Source organism: Roseibium polysiphoniae, from assembly GCF_014842925.1.
Classification (GTDB): domain Bacteria; phylum Pseudomonadota; class Alphaproteobacteria; order Rhizobiales; family Stappiaceae; genus Roseibium; species Roseibium polysiphoniae.
In genome coordinates, this window is the sequence record NZ_JACYXJ010000007.1 from 127,589 (window position 1) to 149,321 (window position 21,733).

Annotated in this window: 22 protein-coding genes; 12 read left to right on the plus strand and 10 right to left on the minus strand. The window is 56.6% G+C overall.

From position 1 onward, the window contains the following. Positions 1-10: 10 nt before the first annotated feature. A complete protein-coding gene (locus tag IG617_RS18840) occupies positions 11-253 on the minus strand; it encodes a (2Fe-2S)-binding protein (RefSeq protein WP_192110796.1) in 243 nt (80 codons plus the stop codon). Between the two features lie 130 nt (positions 254-383). On the opposite strand from IG617_RS18840, the gene IG617_RS18845 reads away from it, so the two are divergent. After that, complete coding sequence (locus IG617_RS18845) at positions 384-1,142, plus strand: SDR family NAD(P)-dependent oxidoreductase (protein WP_192110797.1); 759 nt, start codon at positions 384-386, stop codon at positions 1,140-1,142. A gap of 267 nt (positions 1,143-1,409) precedes the next feature. Continuing rightward, positions 1,410-3,845, plus strand: a complete 2,436-nt coding sequence (locus IG617_RS18850; RefSeq protein WP_209008611.1) for a methyl-accepting chemotaxis protein — start codon at positions 1,410-1,412, stop codon at positions 3,843-3,845. 79 nt (positions 3,846-3,924) lie between these two features. Here IG617_RS18850 and IG617_RS18855 read toward each other — a convergent pair whose 3' ends face one another. From IG617_RS18855 to IG617_RS18885, 7 genes are all read right to left on the minus strand, one after another. Beyond that, on the minus strand, positions 3,925-4,725 hold the full coding sequence (locus IG617_RS18855; protein WP_192110798.1) for an FAD binding domain-containing protein: 801 nt from the start codon (positions 4,723-4,725) through the stop codon (positions 3,925-3,927). Between the two features lie 15 nt (positions 4,726-4,740). Then, positions 4,741-7,101 (minus strand): xanthine dehydrogenase family protein molybdopterin-binding subunit, encoded by a 2,361-nt coding sequence (locus IG617_RS18860; protein WP_192110799.1) that lies wholly within the window; start codon positions 7,099-7,101, stop codon positions 4,741-4,743. 65 nt (positions 7,102-7,166) lie between these two features. Next, entirely contained in the window at positions 7,167-7,655 is a 489-nt protein-coding gene (locus tag IG617_RS18865; protein WP_192110800.1) for a (2Fe-2S)-binding protein, read from the minus strand. A gap of 76 nt (positions 7,656-7,731) precedes the next feature. Then, the gene (locus IG617_RS18870) at positions 7,732-8,424 is read right to left on the minus strand and encodes an SRPBCC family protein (RefSeq protein WP_192110801.1); all 693 of its coding nucleotides are present in this window, start codon (positions 8,422-8,424) and stop codon (positions 7,732-7,734) included. 96 nt (positions 8,425-8,520) lie between these two features. Beyond that, positions 8,521-8,724: a hypothetical protein gene (locus IG617_RS18875; RefSeq protein WP_192110802.1), complete on the minus strand. Its 204-nt coding sequence runs from the start codon at positions 8,722-8,724 to the stop codon at positions 8,521-8,523. A gap of 73 nt (positions 8,725-8,797) precedes the next feature. After that, positions 8,798-9,772: a GAF domain-containing protein gene (locus IG617_RS18880; protein WP_192110803.1), complete on the minus strand. Its 975-nt coding sequence runs from the start codon at positions 9,770-9,772 to the stop codon at positions 8,798-8,800. Between the two features lie 106 nt (positions 9,773-9,878). Beyond that, positions 9,879-10,271, minus strand: coding sequence for a DUF1801 domain-containing protein (locus IG617_RS18885; RefSeq protein WP_192110804.1), 393 nt, complete (start codon positions 10,269-10,271; stop codon positions 9,879-9,881). Positions 10,272-10,405: 134 nt separating this feature from the next. On the opposite strand from IG617_RS18885, the gene IG617_RS18890 reads away from it, so the two are divergent. From IG617_RS18890 to IG617_RS18910, 5 genes are all read left to right on the plus strand, one after another. After that, positions 10,406-11,347, plus strand: a complete 942-nt coding sequence (locus tag IG617_RS18890; RefSeq protein ID WP_192110805.1) for a class I SAM-dependent rRNA methyltransferase — start codon at positions 10,406-10,408, stop codon at positions 11,345-11,347. Next, entirely contained in the window at positions 11,344-12,177 is an 834-nt protein-coding gene (locus tag IG617_RS18895; RefSeq protein ID WP_192110806.1) for a TrmH family RNA methyltransferase, read from the plus strand. The genes IG617_RS18890 and IG617_RS18895 overlap by 4 nt, the downstream gene beginning before the upstream one ends. 10 nt (positions 12,178-12,187) lie before the next feature. Next, positions 12,188-13,051 (plus strand): SDR family oxidoreductase, encoded by an 864-nt coding sequence (locus IG617_RS18900; protein WP_192110807.1) that lies wholly within the window; start codon positions 12,188-12,190, stop codon positions 13,049-13,051. A gap of 165 nt (positions 13,052-13,216) precedes the next feature. Further along, positions 13,217-13,831, plus strand: a complete 615-nt coding sequence (locus tag IG617_RS18905; RefSeq protein WP_209008612.1) for a hypothetical protein — start codon at positions 13,217-13,219, stop codon at positions 13,829-13,831. 19 nt (positions 13,832-13,850) lie between these two features. Continuing rightward, positions 13,851-15,536, plus strand: coding sequence for a methyl-accepting chemotaxis protein (locus tag IG617_RS18910; RefSeq protein ID WP_192110808.1), 1,686 nt, complete (start codon positions 13,851-13,853; stop codon positions 15,534-15,536). A 75-nt stretch (positions 15,537-15,611) separates the two neighbouring features. Here IG617_RS18910 and IG617_RS18915 read toward each other — a convergent pair whose 3' ends face one another. Continuing rightward, positions 15,612-16,247 (minus strand): peroxiredoxin, encoded by a 636-nt coding sequence (locus tag IG617_RS18915; protein ID WP_192110809.1) that lies wholly within the window; start codon positions 16,245-16,247, stop codon positions 15,612-15,614. A 267-nt stretch (positions 16,248-16,514) separates the two neighbouring features. Between IG617_RS18915 and IG617_RS18920 the strand changes: the two genes are divergently transcribed. From IG617_RS18920 to IG617_RS18940, 5 genes are all read left to right on the plus strand, one after another. Then, positions 16,515-16,973: a YtoQ family protein gene (locus IG617_RS18920; protein ID WP_192110810.1), complete on the plus strand. Its 459-nt coding sequence runs from the start codon at positions 16,515-16,517 to the stop codon at positions 16,971-16,973. A 341-nt stretch (positions 16,974-17,314) separates the two neighbouring features. Continuing rightward, the gene (locus IG617_RS18925; RefSeq protein WP_192110811.1) at positions 17,315-17,515 is read left to right on the plus strand and encodes a cold-shock protein; all 201 of its coding nucleotides are present in this window, start codon (positions 17,315-17,317) and stop codon (positions 17,513-17,515) included. Positions 17,516-17,663: 148 nt separating this feature from the next. After that, on the plus strand, positions 17,664-19,271 hold the full coding sequence (locus IG617_RS18930; RefSeq protein ID WP_192110812.1) for a B12-binding domain-containing radical SAM protein: 1,608 nt from the start codon (positions 17,664-17,666) through the stop codon (positions 19,269-19,271). A gap of 31 nt (positions 19,272-19,302) precedes the next feature. After that, positions 19,303-19,989: an alpha/beta hydrolase gene (locus tag IG617_RS18935; protein ID WP_192110813.1), complete on the plus strand. Its 687-nt coding sequence runs from the start codon at positions 19,303-19,305 to the stop codon at positions 19,987-19,989. 55 nt (positions 19,990-20,044) lie between these two features. Continuing rightward, positions 20,045-20,626 (plus strand): hypothetical protein, encoded by a 582-nt coding sequence (locus IG617_RS18940; RefSeq protein ID WP_192110814.1) that lies wholly within the window; start codon positions 20,045-20,047, stop codon positions 20,624-20,626. 4 nt (positions 20,627-20,630) lie between these two features. Here IG617_RS18940 and IG617_RS18945 read toward each other — a convergent pair whose 3' ends face one another. Next, positions 20,631-21,677, minus strand: coding sequence for a M42 family metallopeptidase (locus IG617_RS18945; RefSeq protein ID WP_192110815.1), 1,047 nt, complete (start codon positions 21,675-21,677; stop codon positions 20,631-20,633). Between the last annotated feature and the right edge of the window lie 56 nt (positions 21,678-21,733).

Below are 21,733 nucleotides of genomic sequence, written 5' to 3' on the forward strand. Positions count from 1 at the left end.
TCCCTGCTGGTTATCTGCCTGTGGCCGTCTTGAGCCGGCTATAGCCGTCACTGGCGGCTGCCGTCTCTTCTGATCCCTTTTCGTGGATCAAGTCAATGACCGAGGGAAAACAGCTGCCACACCTTGGACGACACCCCAGATGACGAAACACGGCGCCGGGGGTGGGAACTTTTCCGTTTGGATCCGCACGCATTTCTTCTGCCGCCTTGCGGAGCTGCTTGTCTGACAACACATTACACGAACAGATGATCATCCCGGGACCCACAACGTTTCGTTTTTTCGATCTATTCTGTCATAGATGGGTTCCTGCGCTTAAACTAAAGTGAACCCAAAAAGTCAACTTTCCCGTAGCAATACGAAAATATGAGATCAAGGCAATCTGGATGACCGACGAGAACTCGATTGATGAAAGACGCACGATTGTCTTGACAGGCGCCAGCCGCGGCATCGGCCATGCGACCGTCAAGCGGTTCTCGGCAGCTGGATGGCGTGTCATCACCTGTTCGCGCCATGCGTTTTCCGACAAGTGTCCTTGGCCGATGGGTCCGGAGGATCATATTCAGGTCGATCTTTCCGATCCGGAGAACCTCGGCTATGCGGTGCAGGAAATGCGCAAGCGGCTGGAGCCGCACGGATCCAAGTTGCATGCCCTCGTCAACAATGCCGGCATCAGCCCAAAGGGCGACGACGGGCAGCGGCTCGACTCGATCACCACTCCGATGCACAACTGGCGCCATGTCTTTCAGGTCAATTTCTTTGCGCCAATCATGCTCGGCCGCGGTCTCTTCAGCGAGCTCAAGAATGCGGGCGGTTCCATCGTGAATGTGACCTCCATCGCAGGCTCAAGAGTCCACCCATTTGCCGGCACCGCCTACGCGACTTCCAAAGCCGCTCTGTCTTCTCTGACACGGGAAATGGCGGCCGACTTTGGACCTCATGGCATCCGCGTCAACGCTATTGCGCCGGGCGAAATCGACACGTCCATTCTTTCACCGGGTACGGAAAAAATGATCGACGATATTCCGCTGCGCCGGCTGGGCCGCCCGGATGAGGTGGCCGATACAATCCACTTCCTCTGCACCAATCCGTCATCATATGTCACCGGCTCTGAGATCCACATCAACGGCGGTCAGCACGTTTGATACAGGTGGTGAAGGAAAACAAAGCTCGTACATTCAATGGGTTGACTCTCACGACTGCGATTACATTCCCTTTGGGAAGATATACTATCACAAGACCGAAACGTTAGGTCCTCTTGACCGGAACCAGCCGGTCAAGAAGTCCAAAATCAGGAAAATCAGCGCCGATATATAGAAGTTTTTCATTTACCCGGAATTTATACTTAGAATCTATTCTGATCTCAGATGGGACAGAATAATTGGTCATAAAGACCTGGGTGGGAACTTCCAATGTCAAAAATACTTAGTATTTTCAACAACATTCGGATCGGACTTAAGCTTGGGGGCGGATTTGGTTCCGTGCTCTTGCTAACGGGGATCGTGGGTGCTGTCGGTGCAATCTCGGTGAACGGCCTCGCGAACCGGTTTCAGAGCGCCGATCAAGCGATGCAGGTCATGTCACAACTTCAGGATGTGACCGCGCAACGGACTGCCTACCTGGACAATCTCGAGCCGACCGCCGCCACAGCGACAGTCGCCTCCATTGATCAACTCTCAGGGAATCTAGAGCAGCTTAACGGCACACTCGATGGAGACCCGGATGCTCAGCTAGGTGTGACGGAGGCCCTTGAGGCCGTCGAGGGTTTGAAAACCACCTTTGTTGATCTGACGACAGTTCTGGGTCAGCGCGAATCCTACCAAAACGAGGTCAACGACGCGATCACCGAACTTGGCACCGTGGCGATGGCCATCGATGCCCAAGCGGCCAAAGTTCGTGGTGAAGCGTCCGAAGCAGCGCGTCTCGCCAGCGAAACGCAAGCGAACGCAGGCAAGGTCGGCAAGACAGCCGCCCTTCTCGAAGAGGGCGCCCTGATTATCCAAAACCTCTACAATGAAGCCGGCACGTCTCTCACAGGCGATAAAATGCAAGCCGCAAAGGCGAAAGCGGAAGAGCTCGCGCCCAAGGCAGCAGCGCTAAAGGATGCCAAGATCGAGGGCATTTCCGGAGAAGACTTCGGCGTGTTGTCTGCGGCGGCGACAGACCTTTCGGAAAAGCTCGTAAAGCTGATGTCGACGACTGACTTCATGGCCGTTTACACGCTCAAGCTTGAGGTGAAGGATGCCATCACGGCGCTGGCCGTCGCTTCGAACGAAATACGCGGCAAGACAACGGCAGCGGTCGAGAAAGTTCAAACCATGGCATCAACTGCCACGGAACGCCTTCAGAAGATTGACGCAATCTCCCGCAACTCGGCCGCACTCAATGCAGGCGCGTTGACCGTAAAGGCATCAACACTCGAGTTTCTGTCTTCAAGCGAAATCACCGACGGAACGGAAGTTCTGGCGCAACTCGAGACGGTTATCGCGTCCGAGAAAAATCTGGCGGGCGGCACGAAAGAATTTCCGTCCATCAAAGGTCAGCTCGCTGCGGCCGAAGAAGCCATTGCGGCCTTCCAGGAAGGCTTTGCGGGGATCGTTGAAGCCAAGTCGGCAGCCACCCGCCAGACGGATATCCTGAACACGCTTTCTGATGACGTCAGCAGCATGATCGGCAAGATTGCGGCAGGCCAGTCGGCCCAGGCAACCTCCTCCAGCCAGCAGGCCATGGTCGTTATCGGCCTCACTCTGCTTGCGGCGATCGCTGTGGGTGTCTGTCTTGCTGTTGCGCTCAATTTTGCAGTGACCAAGCCGATCCAGAGAACCACAAGCGTCATGTCCGAACTTGCTGAAGGCAATACGGATGTCGACATTCTGGGCGCAGACCGCGGCGATGAGATTGGCGACATGAACCGGACGGTCCAGATCTTCCGCGACAATGCGGTTGAGCGCACCCGCCTGCAGGCGGAAAGCGCCAGCGAGGAAGAAGGACGTCTCGCGCGCCAGCAAAAGATCGAAGAGCTGATCACCGGCTTCCGTGCGGCTGCAACCGAGGTTCTGACCTCCGTCGGAGAAACCGCCGAAGGGCTGGACCGTACGGCTCAGGGCCTGACCGAAATTGCCCGCGAGAGCTCCGGCCATGCGACGCAAACACTCGGTGCGGCGGACGACGCTACGCAGAATGTGCAGACGGTCGCAAGCGCGGCGGAAGAGCTGGCAGCTTCGATCGGTGAGATTTCACGCCAAGTCTCCCAGACGACGGAAGTTGTCGGCAAAGCCACAATCGGCACACGCTCGACCAACGAAAAGGTTGAAGGGCTTGCAGCCTCGGCAGCCAAGATCGGCGAAGTCATCACCCTGATTCAGGCCATCGCCGAGCAAACAAACCTTCTTGCTTTGAATGCAACGATCGAGGCAGCGCGCGCCGGAGAAGCCGGCAAGGGATTTGCCGTGGTCGCGTCGGAAGTGAAGGAATTGGCAACCCAGACCTCCAAGGCGACCGAAGAAATCTCAAGCCAGATTTCCGCAATCCAGAGCGCCACCCGAGATTCCGCCGAGGCGATTGCCGAGATCACCGAGATCATGGAAGAGGTCGACAGCTATACGTCCACGATCTCCGCTGCGGTCGAGCAGCAGGGGTCGGCTACGACCGAAATTTCTCAGAATGTTCAGCGTGCGGCCCAAGGCACCACGCGGGTGTCGTCAAACATGTCGGAACTGTCTCAGGCCGTCGATCAGACTACACAATCCGCCGATATGGTTCTGACCGCTTCTGGTGAGCTGTCTTCCAAGACAGAAACCTTGAAGGCGCAGGTCGAACGTTTTCTCGACGAGGTCGCCGCGGCCTGATCCTGGCGAAACCGCAGACAACAAAAAGGGCGGCTCTTACGAGCCGCCCTTTCTTTATTCTAGGACCTTGCTAATCAGATCAACCGGCGGCGGCAACCGCACGCTTGGCCATCACGGTGACCAGGTTGGCGCGGTATTCTGCTGAGCCATGAATGTCGGCAAGCAAATCACCAGCATCCACCGAGACGCCAGCAACCGCCTCGGCTGACCAATTGCTCGAGAGCGCAGTTTCCATCTCAGCAACCCGGAAGACGCCGTCCTGGCCAGCACCAGTGACGGCGACCCGGACATCTCCGCCGGACATCTTGGCCACAAAGACACCTGCCATGGCGTAGCGTGACGCCGGGTTTGGATACTTGGCATAAGCGCTTTGGGACGGCTTCGGAAAGCTCACAGACGTGACGATCTCGTCTTCTTCGAGGGCTGTTTCGAACATGCCGACAAAGAATTCGTCCGCCGAGAGGCTCCGCTTGCTGGTCGTCACCGTGGCACCAAGAGCAACCAAAGCGGCTGGATAATCAGCCGCCGGGTCATTGTTCGAGATTGATCCACCAAGTGTTCCCATGTGACGGACCGCCGGATCGCCAATACCTGCAGCAAGCGACGCGAGACCGGGGATCCCTTCACTCACAACAGGCGAGGTAGCGACCTCATGATGGGTGGTCGCGGCACCGATCTTGATGGCGCTGCCCTCGTCCGAAATTCCCGTCATCTCGGCAATGCCCATGAGATCGACCAGATCGGACGGAGCTGCCAAACGCTGCTTCATGGTTGGAATCAGCGTCTGGCCACCTGAGAGAAATTTCCCGTCTTCGGCTTTCGCCATCAGCGCCGCAGCATCGGCAACCGACCCGGCACGATGATAAGATGTTTCATACATATCTCTCGGTCTCCCTTATTCGGCTGCCTGCTGCAAGCCAGCCCGGCTTGCCTGCCAAACGCGCTCCGGCGTTGCCGGCATGGACAGGTCGTTGTTGTTGATGGCATCGGTGATCGCATTGATGACGGCCGGTGGCGATCCGATGGCCCCGGCTTCCCCGCAACCTTTCATGCCGAGCGGGTTGCCCGGACAGATCGTTTCCGTGGTCAGCAGCTGGTAGGATGGCACATCATCCGCCCTTGGCATGGTGTAATCCATATAGGATCCCGTCACGAGTTGACCGCTTTCATCATAGGCCGCGTTTTCAAGAAGCGCCTGCCCAATGCCTTGCGTCAGTCCGCCATGGACCTGGCCTTCAACGATCATCGGGTTGATGATCTTGCCAAAATCATCCGCCGCAACAAAGTTGACGATCTCGGTCTTGCCGGTATCTGGATCGATCTCCACCTCGCAAGCATATGTGCCCGCCGGGAACGTGAAGTTGGTCGGATCATAGAAGGCCCCTTCCTTCAAACCCGGCTCCATGCCTTCGGGAAGGTTATGGGCCGTGTAGGCAGCAAGGGCGACCTCTGTGAAGCTCAGCTTCTTGTCCGTACCGGCGACTTTCAGTTCACCGCCTTCAATCTGGATGTCGCCTTCTGCAGCTTCCATCAGATGGGCAGCGATTTTCTTGGCCTTGGCTTCAACCTTGTCGAGCGCCTTGACGATAGCTGACATGCCAACAGCACCCGAACGTGAACCGTAGGTTCCCATCCCGAACTGAACCTTGTCGGTGTCGCCGTGAACGATATTGACGCTGTCCGTGTCGAGGCCAAAGCGTTCTGAGATGAGCTGCGCGAACGTCGTCTCATGTCCCTGACCATGGCTGTGGGATCCGGTCAGCACCTCGATGCTGCCGACAGGGTTCACCCGAACTTCGGCCGATTCCCAAAGGCCGACACCTGCTCCCAGAGACCCGACCGCTGCCGAAGGGGCAATGCCGCAGGCTTCAATGTAACAACTGAGACCCATGCCACGCAGTTTGCCGCGGCTCGCCGCTTCCGCCTTGCGCGCCGGGAAGCCGTCATGGTCGATTGCCTTCAAGGCAGCGTCCAGCGTGGCATCATAGTCGCCAGCGTCGTAGCACATGATCACCGGTGTTTGATGCGGGAAGGAACGAACGAAGTTTTTCCTGCGGAATTCTGCCGGGGAAAGCCCAACCTCACGCGCAGCGGTTTCCATCATTCGCTCGACCAGGAAAGTCGCTTCAGGCCGCCCCGCCCCGCGATAGGCATCTACCGGGGTGGTGTTGGTATAGACCGCCTTCACATTCGCATGGATGGCCGGGATGTCATACTGACCCGACAGAAGCGTCGCATAGAGATATGTCGGGACCGAGGATGAGAACAACGACATATACGCACCAAGATTAGCGACTGTCTGGACCCTGAAGCCGATGATCTTGTTGTCGGCATCGAGAGCCAGTTCGGCGTGCGATTTGTGATCCCGCCCGTGTGCGTCCGTCAGGAAAGCCTCGGTCCGATCAGACACCCATTTGACTGGACGGCCAACACGTTTGGATGCCCAGAGCGCTACGATCTCTTCCGGATAAATGAAGATCTTGGATCCAAATCCACCGCCAACGTCCGGCGCAATGACGCGAAGCTTGTTTTCAGGAGCGACGTTGTAGAAGGCTGAGAGAACAAGGCGCGCGACATGCGGGTTCTGGGACGTCGTGTAGAGCGTGTAGTGCTCTTCTGCGTCATTGTAATCGGCAACCGCCGCCCGCGGTTCCATCGGGTTCGGAACCAGGCGATTGTTATGGATGTCCATGCGTGTGACATGGGCCGCCTGCTCGAACGCAGCGTTCGTCGCCGCCTCATCACCGATTTCCCAATCATAGATCAGGTTATTGGACGCTTCGGGATGCAGTTGAGGCGCTCCTGCCTCCATGGCTGCAACCGCATCGACGATCGCAGGCAGTTCGTCGTAGTCGACGATCACCGCGTCGGCGGCGTCACGCGCCTGTGCCTGGGTGTCCGCGATGACCACTGCAACAGCCTGGCCAACATGGCGCACGATTTCAGGCTCCAAGGCGCGCCAAGCGCCCATGTTCATGGGCGACCCGTCCTTGGAATGAACCATCCAGCCGCAAATCAGGTTGCCGATGCCATCGCCAACGAGTTGTTCGCCGGTCAAAACGGCATCAACCCCAGGCATCGCCAGTGCGGCGGAGGCGTCGATGCCTGTTACTTTGGCATGAGCATGCGGCGAGCGAACAAAAGCCGCATAGGCCATCCGCGGCAACACCATATCATCGGTGTAGCGGCCCTTGCCGGTGATGAAACGCTTGTCTTCCTTACGCAGGGCACGTGCCCCAATACCGTCAACTCCCATGGCGTGTCTCCCAAGACAGCAGATGTTCCCAAAAAATGTACTCTTGTGGCCGTTTGATGCGCCGCTTATTCAGCTGCGGTCTTCATCGCAGCCATCTGATCGGATGCGGCCAAGATCGCCTTGACGATGTTCTGATAGCCCGTGCAGCGGCAGATGTTGCCCTCGAGCTCGTGCCTTACAGTCTTTTCATCGAGGCTGGCGCCATGCCGCTCAATCATATCGACGGCGGTCATGATCATGCCCGGCGTGCAGAAACCGCATTGCAGACCGTGATGCTCGCGAAAGGCCGCCTGAACCGGATGAAGCTCGGCTCCATTTGCCAGGCCTTCAACCGTCGTGACATCAGCGTCACCGGCCTGAACCGCCAACATGGTGCAGGATTTTACCGCCTTGCCGTTGACGTGGACAACACAGGCGCCGCACTGGGACGTGTCACAGCCGACGTGGGTTCCAGTGAGACCTTGCGCTTCTCGGATATAATGGACAAGCAAGGTTCTGTCTTCGACGGGCGCCGAAACCTTCTTGCCGTTCAATGTCATGGACACTGTCGTCATTTCTCTCTCCCTCAATTTCAGCCCGGCCCCTCCTATCGGAGCAGCCAGACCAAACCGTTGTCGGCGAACCTGAACCTCAGTTCAGAATTGCCAAAATCGCGATCACCGCGCCAAGCGCGATTAATCCCCAGACAAAGGGACCGCCCAAAAGCCCTTTTGCTGCGGCAACCTCTACCCTTTCCTCAGCATCATTAACCCGCTCTTCGATCGCGTGTTCAACCTCTTCAATTGCTTCAACTACATGACCAGGAGCGTCTTCCGCCGCGATTGATTTGGCTTCTTCAACCAAACCTGGGTCGAGCTCGTCGTCAGTAATCCCGCCGTTAGCCTGGCCGCCCACCATCTCAGAAAACTTGCCAAAGAAGTCGTCAGCCATTTTGCGCGCGGTAGAGTCAATCAGACGGCTGCCCAGCTGCGCCAGCTTGCCGCCCACCTGCGCCTTTGCCGTGTAGGTCAAGATCGTGTCGCCGCCATCTTCGGCCAAATGCACATCCGCACCGCCCTTGGCAAATCCGGCGACACCACCCTTTCCCTCACCAACAATGGTGTAGCTCTCAGGCGCATTGACGGTTTCAAATTTGACGGAGCCTTTGAACTTGGCCTTGACCGGTCCGATCTTGGAGGTGACCGCTGCGGTCATCTCCGTATCGCTGATCATGTCCAGCTCTTCGCAACCTGGAATGCATTCCTTCAAGACGGCCGGATCGTTCAGCGCCTTCCAGACAGCCTCACGTGGGGCTGCAATTCTGTACTCACCGCTCATATCCATGTTGTAGGCACCTTTCCTTCGAGCCGCAGATCGCTGGAGAGACGTCGTCCAGCTGTTGAACCAAGACTGAACACTCTGGCCGAACAAGGCAAGCGCCTACACACGGAGATGCTGCAGAAACGAAACAACGACAATGACTTGAGAACGATAGGTCTGAACTGCAAACATAGGGCCGACCGGCGCAACGTCGGTTTCGCTGTCCAAATGCGCCTCGACCTCGGAATTGCCTGCGTCATCGACCTCACTCAGTTCCTCCCAAAGCCCTGAAATCACGAAATCTGCAATACAATGAGCTTGCATCAGACCGCGAGCGGACGCAAAGCGGCAATCGATCAAAGGCGCATATGTGTCTCACACGTGAGACAACGCGCAGTCAGCGCTCAGACAGCAGACCGTGCTGGTTCATCCGCCGATACATAGTCGCCCTGCTGATGCCCAGGTCGCGGGCCGCGGCAGCGACATTGCCCTTGCAATGCGCGAGGGCACGGCGAATTTCGGTCTTTTCTGCACGGGCAAGGTCGCGCGCGGCAGTAACACGCCCTCCGACCAAGTCGCCAAGACTCGGCATCTCGGCCAAGGTCCGGGACGTGATCCCAAGGTTGCGCCGCGCAAGGCGGGTTGCGCCGATGAGCAGGTCGTCCTCGTCTACGGCGAGGAGAGATACTCCCGATGCGCCATGCCCTTCCGCCACAACGATGCGTGCCTGCGGAAAAGCGGAGCGAAACAGATCGCTTTCCACGGCGCGCGCGCTATCCGTCACAACTGAACCAAGAACCTGTGCGAAGGAATGCGTCAGGTCAGTTCGGCAACTTGAAATATCAAGAACCGCAGTGATCTCACCTGACGGATCGTAGATCGGAGCGCCCATGCAGCTCATGGCCGTGTTTTGCGCGCGAAAATGCTGGTTCTGGAAAATGATGACCGGACGGTTTTCGGCAAGACAGGTCCCGATACCGTTTGTGCCTTCGTTCGCTTCGTTCCAGAGCGCGCCTTCTGTCAGGCCCCACTCCTCGAAGTTTCTCCGATCGGCCTCTGTGCTGTTGGCCTCCAAGATCAGGCCATCAGCATTGGTCAGCGCGACACAACAGCCAGCCTTGCCCGCAGTTTGAAACAGTCTTTGCAGATTTGGCCGCGCGATCTCCAGGAGAGATCCATTTTCCTCGCGCGCCAAAGCGAGCTCATGGTGCGTGGTCCGATTTGCCGCCGAACGCCGGGCCGGATCGAGACCGTAGTAAACCATCGACCGACGCCAAGACGCCGCGACGACCGACGTCGTCGCATTGACGCTATTGTGCACGGTCGATGCCACCGCCTCCACATGGGATGCGGTAGTGCTTGCTATCGCCATCAGCCGTTCTCCTCCCTCAGCGACAGACGGCCTCCCGTCGCGGGATCAAGTCCAGCAAACAAAGACTGCCTTGTCAAAGTATTTAGGCGGTGCGGCTGAAAACCGGTCAGCGGCGTCTGTAGGTGAGAACAAGTGCAGCGATCATTTTTATGGCTGCTTCTGGAAGCGGCTTGGCCAGAGGGAACAGGGCCCCTCGACGCCCGTCCAGTTCACACTCTTTCGGCACAAACTGATCTATTTGCTCTGATACGTTCGTTCCGCAATGGAAGAACAGACCAACAAAATCCGGCTTCTTCTTTTTCCAAGCAATGCGCAGTGTCGTGCCGCCAGACTTGGCTGTTGGTACAAAGGCAATCTCGCCCCACTTGAGCGTTTCGATTGGTTGGGAAATAGCCGGATCATCTTCCACGGTTTGGAGGATCACCTGCCGCAGTCTTTCGAGCGAACCGGCAGCTTGCGGAGGGAGCGCATCCAAACACGCACGTGTTGTTTCAGGCATCTGGCTCCCGCTCTCTTGCATTTGTCTCTACAATCCCCTGAAGCACGCCATATGTTTGGTTCACGATTGACCCGCGCAGCTATCAAGACTAAGGCCTCGCAAGAGATGAAACAACAAACCTCCGAGTTGACACCTTGACGGAAACTGCCTTGCCCCGCCCCGGCCAGCCTCCCAAACAGACTTGGCCGGTCATCCTGGAAACGCATGGTTGGAAAGACTACCGCCTGCTGGACATGGGGCATGGCCGCAAGCTGGAGCGTTATGGTCAGTACACGATCATCCGGCCGGAACCCCAGGCTATGGGCACTCCAAAGCTGAAGTCGTCGGCCTGGGATCGCGCCAATGCGGTCTTCACGGGTGACACCGACGAGGAAGGACCCGGGCGCTGGAAGTTTTCCGGCAACGTGGCCGAAACCTGGAACATGTCCTACGGGCCCGTCAGCTACGTGGGGCGCTTCATGTCGTTCCGACATGTTGGCGTCTTCCCCGAGCAGGCCGCCCACTGGGACTGGGTTACGGAAAAGATCCGCGCTGAGAAACGCCGTGCGCCGGAAAAACAGCCAAAAATTCTCAACCTCTTTGGCTACACCGGACTGGCATCGCTTCTGCCTGCAACGGAGGGCGCACATGTGACCCATGTTGACGCGTCCAAGAAGGCGATCACCTATGCAAGGGAGAACCAGAGTCTTTCCGGCATTGAGGACCTTCCGATCCGCTGGATCTGCGAAGATGCATCCAAGTTTGTCGCCCGAGAAGTCCGGCGCGGCAACACCTACGACGGCATCATTCTCGATCCGCCGAAGTATGGGCGCGGACCCAAAGGCGAAGTCTGGGACATTTACACCAGCCTTCCTGGCATGTTGGAACAATTGCAGCAGCTACTTTCCAAAGACGCGCTCTTCATGATCCTCACCGCCTATGCCATCCGGTCGAGCTTCGTTTCCATTCACGAACTCATGGCTGAAACACTGTCCAAACAGGGTGGCTTGCTGGAGTCGGGCGAACTGGTGATCCGGGAAGAAAACAGCGCGCGCGCGCTGTCGACCTCACTGTTTTCGAGGTGGAGCAGCCAATGAGCGACAAGCCAAAGCGTATCGGCGCGGTGAAACAGATCACCAGCCACTCCAACCCTCTCGTCAAGGAAATCAAGGGGCTGGTGTCCCAGCGCAAGCACCGAACACAATCCGGGTTGTTCGTAGCCGAGGGTCTCAAACTGGTGACGGACGCGCTCGAAGCCGGGTGGGTTGTCCGCTATCTCGCCCTGGGTCCAGAGGCGCGCGAGAACCCGATCGCCCAGAAAGCGGCCGCCACAGCGAAAGCTCAGGGCGCGTTGATCCTTGAAGTCAATACGGCCGTCATGTCCGCGATGACCCGCAAAGACAATCCGCAGATGGTCGTCGGTGTCTATGAGCAAAAGCTTCATCAGCTTGAGGACATTGATCCCGGGACGTCTTCCGTCTGGATCGCGCTCGACCGGGTGCGTGATCCGGGCAATCTCGGCACTATCATTCGAACTGCTGATGCAGTCGGCGCGAGTGGCGTGATCCTGATCGACGACTGCACAGATCCGTTTGCGGTCGAAACCGTGCGCGCAACAATGGGATCCCTGTTCCACGTACCCGTCGTCAAGACTGGCGCCACTCAGTTCAAGGGGTTGCTCAAAAGATGGCCTGGAACCGTGGCCGGAACGCATCTCGAGGGTTCCGTCGACTACCGCGAGCCGGAATATGGCGAACCCGTCCTTCTTGTGATGGGGAATGAGCAGCAGGGGCTGAGCGACGAAATGGCGGCAGCTTGCAAGACGCTGATCCGGATCCCGCAAGCCGGCCAGGCAGACAGCCTGAATCTTGCCGTGGCCACGGGCATCTGCCTTTACGAAATACGCCGCCCGCACCTGAAACTTTGAGGCTGAATTGATGCGCTTATTCGTCTTTGGCGTCGGCTATTCATCACAGGCTTTTATCGAGCGGGTGAAAGACCGCTTTGATTGGATCGGCGGAACCACGCGGTCGGCCGAGAAGGCAGAACGCCTGAACAGCGAAGGCATTGTGCCGTTTCTATTTGACGGGCAAGAGCCGACGGAGGCCATCGCCGCGGCTCTCAGGACGGCAACTCATGTCCTGATCTCAATCGGGCCTGATGAGACCGGTGACCGCGTCTTGCACCATCATAGCGATGACATTGCCGCAGGACACCCGCAATGGATCGGCTACCTTTCGACTGTCGGCGTCTATGGCAATCACGATGGGGGCTGGGTCGATGAAGACACCCCCTGCAAGCCTGTGTCGAAGCGCTCAGTTCAGCGTGTTGCAGCAGAAAACGCCTGGCTGAATTTTTCTGAGACCTATGGGCTTCCCGTCCAGATCTTCCGACTGTCTGGCATCTATGGCCCTGGGCGGAACGTGTTTGAGAACTTCAAGAAAGGCAAGGCGCGCCGGCTGATCAAGCCGGGGCAGGTGTTTAACCGCATCCATGTGGATGATATTGCGGGAGCCCTCGAAGCTGCCATGCAGCAGCCGAAAACGCGCATCTACAACGTGACGGACGACGAGCCCGCGCCGCCTCAGGATGTGGTGACCTATGCCGCAAAATTGCTCGGTGTTGCGCCACCCGCAGAGGTTCCCTTCGAGACTGCGGATCTGACGCCCATGGCCCGCTCGTTCTACGGAGAAAACAAAAGGGTCTCAAATGCGCGCGTAAAGGCAGAACTGAATTACAACTTCAAATTCTCGAATTACAAGAATGCACTTAGTAGTATTATTGGTAAATTTGACAATTAGAGCCCAAAACAAGAAATCGATCAGCATTTACATTCTATTTTCTGCGTCAGAAACCCACTTTTTACAGTGTTAATTCCCGAATATAGTCAAATTGCACTGCACAAAAATCAGTCGTTAATCATTTAAGACGTATGATCGTCCTGAAAACATCAAAGGGTGTTCAGGATGACGCATTTTAAAACAACTTCAGCCTTGGCGCTTTTCGCGGCCTTTGCCCCAAATCAGGTCCTGGCCCAGCCGCCAGCTCCAGACCCGGAGAGCCTGATCAATCCAGCTTTCATCGAAAGCGTTCGCGCATGGCTAGGCAACCCGATTGTCGCTCTCTCCATCGAAAGCCAGAATGATCTCAGGGGCTCGCTTCAGCAAAATGAGATCGACGCTCTCGACGGCCAATGGCGGGCGGAACGCGAAAACGATGACAAGCCGCTGATTTCGGCAACGCTCAGCGCGCCGCTGTCGATTTACCTACTTCGCGTTCAGGCCGAAAGTGTCGGGCTGTTTACCGAACTGTTTGTCATGGACGCCAATGGCCTGAACGTCGGACAGAGCGCCATTACCGGCGACTACTGGCAAGGCGACGAAGCGAAATTCCAGAAGACATTCGACGTCAGCCCCGACGCGATTTTTATCGATGAAGCAGAATGGGACGAAGATCGCATGATCTGGCGCGCCCAGCTGAACCTCGCGCTGGCCAACGAAGCCAAGACGAAAGCGATCGGTTCTGCGACCGTCGAAGTCAACCTCACCGAGCTGCAACGCCGCAGCATGCCGGCAAGCTGACAAGAAGAGAGACCCCATCATGCTCGGAAACATCTCCGTCACCAAAAAAGGCGCAGCCGCTTTTTCGATTCTGGCGTTGATCGGCGCCATTGCCGGTGGCCTGACCTACTTCAAAACCGTTTCGGCACTCGACCAGGTGCATGCGGCATCGACAGTCAGCTCGGTGACCACACAGTCACTTGAACTCAAGAGCGAGATTTACGACCAGGCGCTGGCAGTGAAGACCTTTCTGCTCACTGGTGACCGCGACTGGCGTGACCGCTCGGCCAACCTGTCTTCAGATATTGCAGGTCGTTTTGACAGCCTGAAGTCTGACATTCAGAGCACCATTCCCCAAGAGGCTGCCCTACTCGATGAAATGCGGACCGCATGGTCGACCTGGTACGGCACGTTTGTGCAAAAGCAGGTCGGCTACATGCGCACGCCCGAAACGGTTGATCTGGCCCGCGCACTGGAGCTGACGCCAGAAAGTCGTGCCTTGATGCAAAACATCGAGACGACCTCGGTACGCCTGACTGAAGCGCTGGAGACGAGCAAAAGCAACTTCCTTGGCGCCCAGGATGCGCAACTTCAGCTCGTAAAGAGCATCGCACTGACAAGTGCCCTTCTTATCGTCGCGTTTGCGGTCATTCTCGGCTTCATCAACAACACTTTGGTGTCGCGCCCGCTCAGCAAACTCAATCGTATCGTTGACAGTCTGGCCAAGGGTGACACCACCCAGGAGATTGACTTCGGCAATCGGTCCGACGAGATCGGAACCATGGCAGGTGCTCTTGGCATCTTCCGCATGAACTTGATCAAGAACCGTGACCTAGAAGCTGATTCAGCCCGCCAGCGCGAAAATGCCGACGTCGAAAAACAGGCTGAGATGGATCGTGTTGCCGCCGAATTCGAGGCAACGGTGATGGGGGCCAGCGAAGAGATCATTCAGTCTCTGGGCAGCTTGAATGAGAAGTCGGAAACACTCTTCAACATTGCAAACGGCACGACCCAGCAAGCCATGTCTGTTTCGGCCGCTGCCGAGCAGGCAACAGGCAACGTGAACACAGTCGCTGGCGCGACCGAGGAACTCTCGGCGTCCATTCGCGAAATCAACGAACAGGTTCGGGCGTCTTCGAAACTCGCTGATGACGCATCGACAGAGGTTGAACGCTCCAATCAGGCCGTGGCAACCCTTCAGCAGGTGGTCGCAAAGATCGGTGATGTGACCAGCTTGATCACTGACATCGCTGAGCAGACCAACCTGCTGGCGCTGAACGCGACGATCGAGGCGGCTCGTGCCGGTGACGCAGGCAAGGGCTTCGCGGTCGTCGCCTCAGAGGTCAAGGCGCTCGCTGAGCAAACGTCAAAGGCAACTGAAGAAATCGACCGTCAGATTTCCGAAATGCGTGAAGCGGCCGACGACAGCATTTCAGCGACCGCAAGCGTTGCCGACATGGTTCGCTCGATTGCTGAACGCACGTCGCAGATGGCTGTGTCGACGGAACAACAAGATGCGGCAACGAGTGAGATTGCGAGCAACGTGACAGAAGCAGCCGATGGAACCCTCGGCGTTTCTCAGTCGATCACTGAGGTGAGTTCTTCCGCCAGCAAGACCGGAGATCTCAGCTCGGACATGCGCAGCTCTGTAGAACAATTGCATGAGCGGAGCACCCATCTTCGCGATGCAATGCACCAGTTCCTGTCTCAGGTTCGCGCTGCCTAAAACCACAGGCAGACGCTCTTTCCGAGTGAAACACCCGCGGCCTGCCGCGGGTGTTTTTGTCTTTACATCAGAAATCTATTTCGGCATCGGCACGATGCGCAGATAAGGCTTCAAGGTTTTCCAGCCCTCTGGGTACTTCTCCTTGGCCTCATCATCACTCACAGCTGGAACGATGATTACGTCTTCACCGGATTTCCAGTTCGCCGGAGTGGCAACCTTGTGCTTTGCGGTGAGCTGCAAGGAGTCGATGACCCGCATCACTTCGTCAAAGTTGCGGCCGGTCGACGCCGGATACTCGATCTTGAGCTTGATCTTCTTGTCCGGACCAATGACGAAAAGCGACCTGACGGTCAGCGTGTCGTTGGCATTTGGATGGATCATGCCGTATTTCGTCGCCACTTCGCGTTTCGGGTCGGCGATCAACGGGAAATTCAGCGCAACACCCTGCGTTTCCTGGATGTCACCGATCCAAGCGCGATGATCGTCGATCGGATCAACCGACACACCGAACACTTTTACGCCGCGCGCGTCGAAGTCATCCTTCAGTTTTGCAGTCATGCCCAGTTCCGTCGTGCAGACGGGCGTGAAATCTTTGGGGTGGGAGAAGAGAACGGCCCAGGAGCCTTCGATCACTTCATGGAAGCGAATGACGCCATCCGTGGTGTCGACCTCGAAATCGGGGGCTTCATCGCCAATCAAAAGCGCTGACATAGACTAAATCCTTCAGTTCTGAAATGTGACCAACGGCGGGAAAGCAGCGCCATTCGCGAACAATGATTTTGCCCGCGAGATGCTGCCAGAAGACAGGTAAATACCTGCCGCACAACCCACAAGCGGTTTCTCAGCTCAAATCGTCGCAACTCTTTGTCTGACCAACGATGACACCGCCATACCGGCCTGTGCAACTATGTTGACAGACACGCAAGATCACCTGCAGCCTGCCGTCTCCAAATACAAGGCCTTTGAAGGGATACGGAAATGTCGAATTGGTCTGTCTATCTGTCAGGCGAGATCCATACTGATTGGCGTGAGCAAATCAAAGAGGGCACGGAAGCTCTCAATCTGCCCGTGACATTCAGTGCTCCAGTCACTGACCACAGCGCCAGCGATGACTGCGGCGCGCGCATTCTTGGCGATGAGGAAAAGAAGTTCTGGTACGATAACAAAGGCGCGAAAGTGAATGCTATCCGCACGCGCACGCTTATAGAGAAAGCTGATATTGTCGTCGTTCGCTTCGGTGACAAATACAAGCAATGGAATGCCGCATTTGATGCCGGCTATGCGGCGGCTCTTGGGAAATCCCTCATAATCCTTCACGATCCCGCACTGACGCATCCTTTGAAAGAGGTGGATGCAGCCGCGCTTGCTGTTGCCGAAACGTCATCCCAAGTGGTCGATCTTCTTCGCTACGTCATCCGCGGCGAGCTCGCCGGTTAGAAACTAGCCTCCTCCCAAGACATTTGAAATCGTTCGCGTGGGCCTGATATTTAAACGCAAGGCCCGCGCAAGACTGACTCTTGTATTCTCCGGAAGACTACTTATCTAGAGATTGTTCAGGAGGTAGATTCCGATATCGAGACATTTCTCCTGTTTTCAACCGACGACCTGCATATCAATAACTCTACGTTAAACTATATGCGAAACGCTGGTTAAAGCTGCTTCTGCCATTCGGGCAAGCGCATTTATTACAATAATATCTGTCATCAAGACGTCGAAAATTTGGAGTAACCCTCCAGCGTTCAAGATGAGTTGAGTTTGAATTTGGAAAGTTGAAGTCCATGCAACATGGCAATGTAAAATGGTTCGATATACGCCGCGGTGTCGGTACGATCGAACCGGAAGACGGGGAAGATATCCTTGTCGATATATCGGCGCTTCGCCGGTCTGGAATTGACACCTTGAGCGAAGGCCAACTCGTGGCCTACGATCTTGAGTGGCGCCGAGGCCGAGCAATGGCCGAAGACCTGAAAGTCCTGTAAAGTTAGATTACTTTACACATCCGGAAGGGCGGCTTGGCCGCCCTTTTATTTTGCCCTGATGTCAGGTTTTCCTTTTTCCACCCACATTTTTGAGTAGGCTATCTTTAAACGGTCTTTTTTTGTTCCTTTTTTGCCTTCGGGAGAAATCATGACGACCGCTGCTTGCAATGTTCTGCTCGTTTACCCGCGCTTCAATGCCGGTTCTTTTTGGAACTACGGCGCCACCTGCGAGATGGTCGGGGCAAAATATCCTGCCCCCCCGTTGGGTCTCATTACGGTTGCCGCCATGTTGCCAGAAACCTGGAACGTCCGGCTCGTCGATCGAAACACAGAGGACTTTTCGGACGAAGATCTGGATTGGGCCGATATGGTCATGACCGGCGGTATGTTGCCCCAACAGGCAGACTCGCTCGCCATGATCCGCACGTGCAAGGCCAAAGGCATTCCCGTCGTTATCGGCGGCCCTGATGCGACCTCGAGCCCGGAAATCTACGTTGACGCTGACTTTCGCGTTCTGGGAGAAGCGGAGGGCATTCTCGATGCATTCATCGCGGCCTGGGAGGCTGGCGAACGTGAGGGGTGTTTTACCGCAGAGAAATTCAAGGCAGATGTTACCTCGAGCCCGATTCCACGCTTCGACCTTCTGACGTTCAAGAACTACGTGCAGATCGGCGTGCAATATTCGCGTGGATGCCCCTTCACTTGCGAATTCTGCGACATCATCGAATTGTACGGACGGCGCCCGCGCACCAAAACCAATGCACAAATGCTGGCAGAGCTCGATCGGCTCTATGAACTCGGATATCGTGGACATGTCGATTTTGTTGATGACAATCTGATCGGAAACAAGAAGGCCGTGAAAGGCTTCCTTCCCGACCTCGTCGCTTGGCAAAAGGCCAAGAACTATCCCTTTGAAATGTCTACCGAAGCATCGCTCAATCTGGCCGATGACAAGGAGTTGTTGTCGCTGCTTCAGGCTGCAAGCTTCTTCTCCATCTTTATCGGCATTGAGAGCCCGGACCCAGAGGTCCTTGTCGCGACCCGCAAAAAGCAGAACACCCGTCGCGATATCGCCAAAAGCGTTCACCAGATCTACGACGCTGGCATTTTCGTGCTGGCTGGGTTCATCGTCGGTTTCGACGAAGAAAGCGATCAGGTTGCAACAGAGATTTCAGAACTGATCGAGGAAGCCGCTATACCTGTCGCCATGACGGGTCTGCTCTATGCACTTCCCAATACACAGCTCACCCGCAGACTGGCATCAGAAGGGCGGCTGCACGCGGATTTTGCGACCGATGACCCTGACACAGAGGCTGGTGACCAGTGTACCGCCGGACTGAACTTTGAAACGCGCCGCGATCGAGCCGCGATCCTGCGTGATTTCAAAACCGTGATTGATCGGGTTTATGGTCCAGAGGCTTATTTCGGACGCGTTCGCAACGTGGCAAAGATGCTGAACATGAAGGGCGCAAACGGATCACTTTTCGGCGCGGGTCTCTTTCACGATCTGCGGTTGTTCGGCCGTCTGGTCTGGGCGATGACCTTCACAAACACGACCTACCGCGGACCCTTCTGGCGCACGTTGATCGCAACGGCTTTCACCAACTTCCGCGCAATCAAGCCAGTGATGATGATGCTCGCTCTATATGTTCATTTGGGGCCCTTCTCGCGCTTCGTCATCAAAGAGATCGACAAACAAATCGAGGAGATCGAAAGTGGTGCCTGGAATGCACCCACTCTCGTAGCGGCCGAATAGATCGCAGTTTCTTGATCCAAGTTGAAAGTTCATGACGCCAGTCGCATTGAATGGACCGCGCCTATCTCCCGCTTCGGGAAAGCCGGCACGGCAGCTCGTGATCATCCTGCATGGATACGGCGCCGATGGCGCGGACCTGATTGATCTCGGCCGCGCCTGGTCGGCGGTTCTGCCAGACGCCGCCTTTGTAGCGCCGGACGCGCCAGAGCGCCTCCCGTCCGATATGGTTGGTGGGCGTCAATGGTTTGCCCTGCAGGAACGCGATTTACGAGAGTATCGCATCGGCGCAGAGGCCTCCGCCCCGCTGCTCAATGCCTTCATTGATGCGGAGCTCAACGCGCTCGGTCTCAGTGACAACGAGCTTGCGATCGTTGGCTTCAGCCAGGGGGCGATGCTGACACTTCAAGTTGGCCTCCGCCGTCGGCATCCTCCCGCCGCCCTGATCGCTTACTCAGGCCTTCTGCCCGGCGCGGACCGGCTTACTGACATTCAAAACCAAGCGCCCGTCCTCCTGATCCATGGTCAGGACGATGACGTCGTTGCCCCTCATCACCTTGATGCCGCATCAAAAGCGTTGCTCGGGGCAAATATCCCGGTCGAGAGCCACCTTCTCGACGACCTGGGTCACACCATAGACGAGCGCGGGATGGTCATCGCAGGCCGGTTTCTGGCGAAAGCGCTCGGCGGTCTGCCGCCGAAGGAGTTAACAAGTTCTTAAGCATTTGAGCGGAGGCTGACGTTTAGAGAGATCTATCCCTTTGCCCGAGGCTCGCATGCAGCTTTCCATCGAAACGACGACCCAAAGCACCAGCATCCTCACGGCCTCCTTCCAGGCAGGATCGGGAAAGGCCCAGCTTGGCTCGGATCAGGAAAACAACGCCGCTCCCGCTTTAACTGCTCTTGAAGCTGCTTCCAAAAAGGCGGAAGAGGATGCCTCCGTCATTGCCGCTCTGCAGACTGCTGTGGAGATGGGCAGAGGTGAGAACGACGAGGACAGCGAAAGAAATGCGCTGGCCAAGATCGAAGACTATCAAAAGACAGCTGGCCGTCTGAAATCCGCGCTCGGCATGGAGGAAGGCGCGACATCCAGCTCTTCGACCTCCTACGAGAGCGCCACAGTTTCAACGACCACGATCGAAGCCGAGATTGGCGGTAACACGATCTCAGCCGAATTCGTTTCCTACGAGCGTGTGTCTTATGACAGCGCGACAGGTCTTTCAGTTCGTTCCGCAAGTGCGTCGAACATCGAGGCCGACTTCGGCAACGTGAGTGCCAGCTATCAGAGCGCCTCTGTCAGCTCCGCTTATGCAGGGACCGGCGACCAGGTCGGAAACGTGCTCGCCGGTATCGCTTGATAAATCAGGCCTTTTTCAGATAAGCCGCGAGGATATCGCAGGCGGCCTTGAGGTCGTCGCGGTGGATCATTTCCGTCACGGTGTGGATGTACCTTGTCCCGACAACGATCCCGACGGCCTTTGCGCCCGCAGCGGCCTGCTGCGCCGCAGCTCCATCCTGACCTCCAGCCTTGAGCATCGTGCGCTGGAACGGGATTTTTGCCTTAACAGCCAGCGCCTCGACTTCCTTGACCAGATCCCGATCGGCAATGAAGCTCGAATCCTTGACGTGAAGACCAAAGCCTTTGCCCTGAACTGTGGTCCGATCCTGCTCCGGCACACCAGGCGTGTCGCAGGCAAGCGTCGTGTCGACGCCAAAGCCGATGTCCGGCTTGATCGCGAATGCAGCGGTCCGAGCACCGCGCAAACCAACCTCCTCCTGACAAGTGAACGCCACATGGATTTCGCAGGCGTGCTTTGAGTTACCAAGCGCCCTAACGGCCTCGATACCGAGCCAGCACGCAATGCGGTTGTCCAATGCCTTGGAAACGATCTTGTCGCCCATTTCGATCAGCGGCTCATCCATGGTCACCATGTCGCCAATGCTGATTTTTTCCTGGGCTTCTTCTCCCATCCCCAAGTCCACGACGAAATCTGCCGGCTCTGGGATCTTCTTTCGTTCTTCAGGGGAGGAAATATGAATTGGCCGGCCACCTGGATTCATCACACCCTTGTAGTCACCGTCGTCAGTTGAGACGAGAACGCGCCTTGAAAAAAGGTTCCTCGGATCGAAGCCACCGACCGGCTGCACATGGAGGAACCCCTTTTCGGTCACGTGGGACACCAGAAAACCGATCTCATCCATATGACAGAGCAGCATGACCTTCTTGGGCGGCTCTTTTTTCTTGGTGGTTTTGCGTGGGTTTCGCTTGCACAAGAGCGACCCCATCGGATCCACAGTAACCTCGTCAAAGAGGCCCTCGATTTCGGACAGGATCAGTTCGCGTACGCGATGTTCGTGACCTGGAACTCCAGGCGTCTCGCAAAGTCGGCGCAGTAGGTCGATGTTCATGGGGGCCCTGTATTGTTGTGTGGGACGGTATGCTACCCTATCGAGAAGCTGATCGT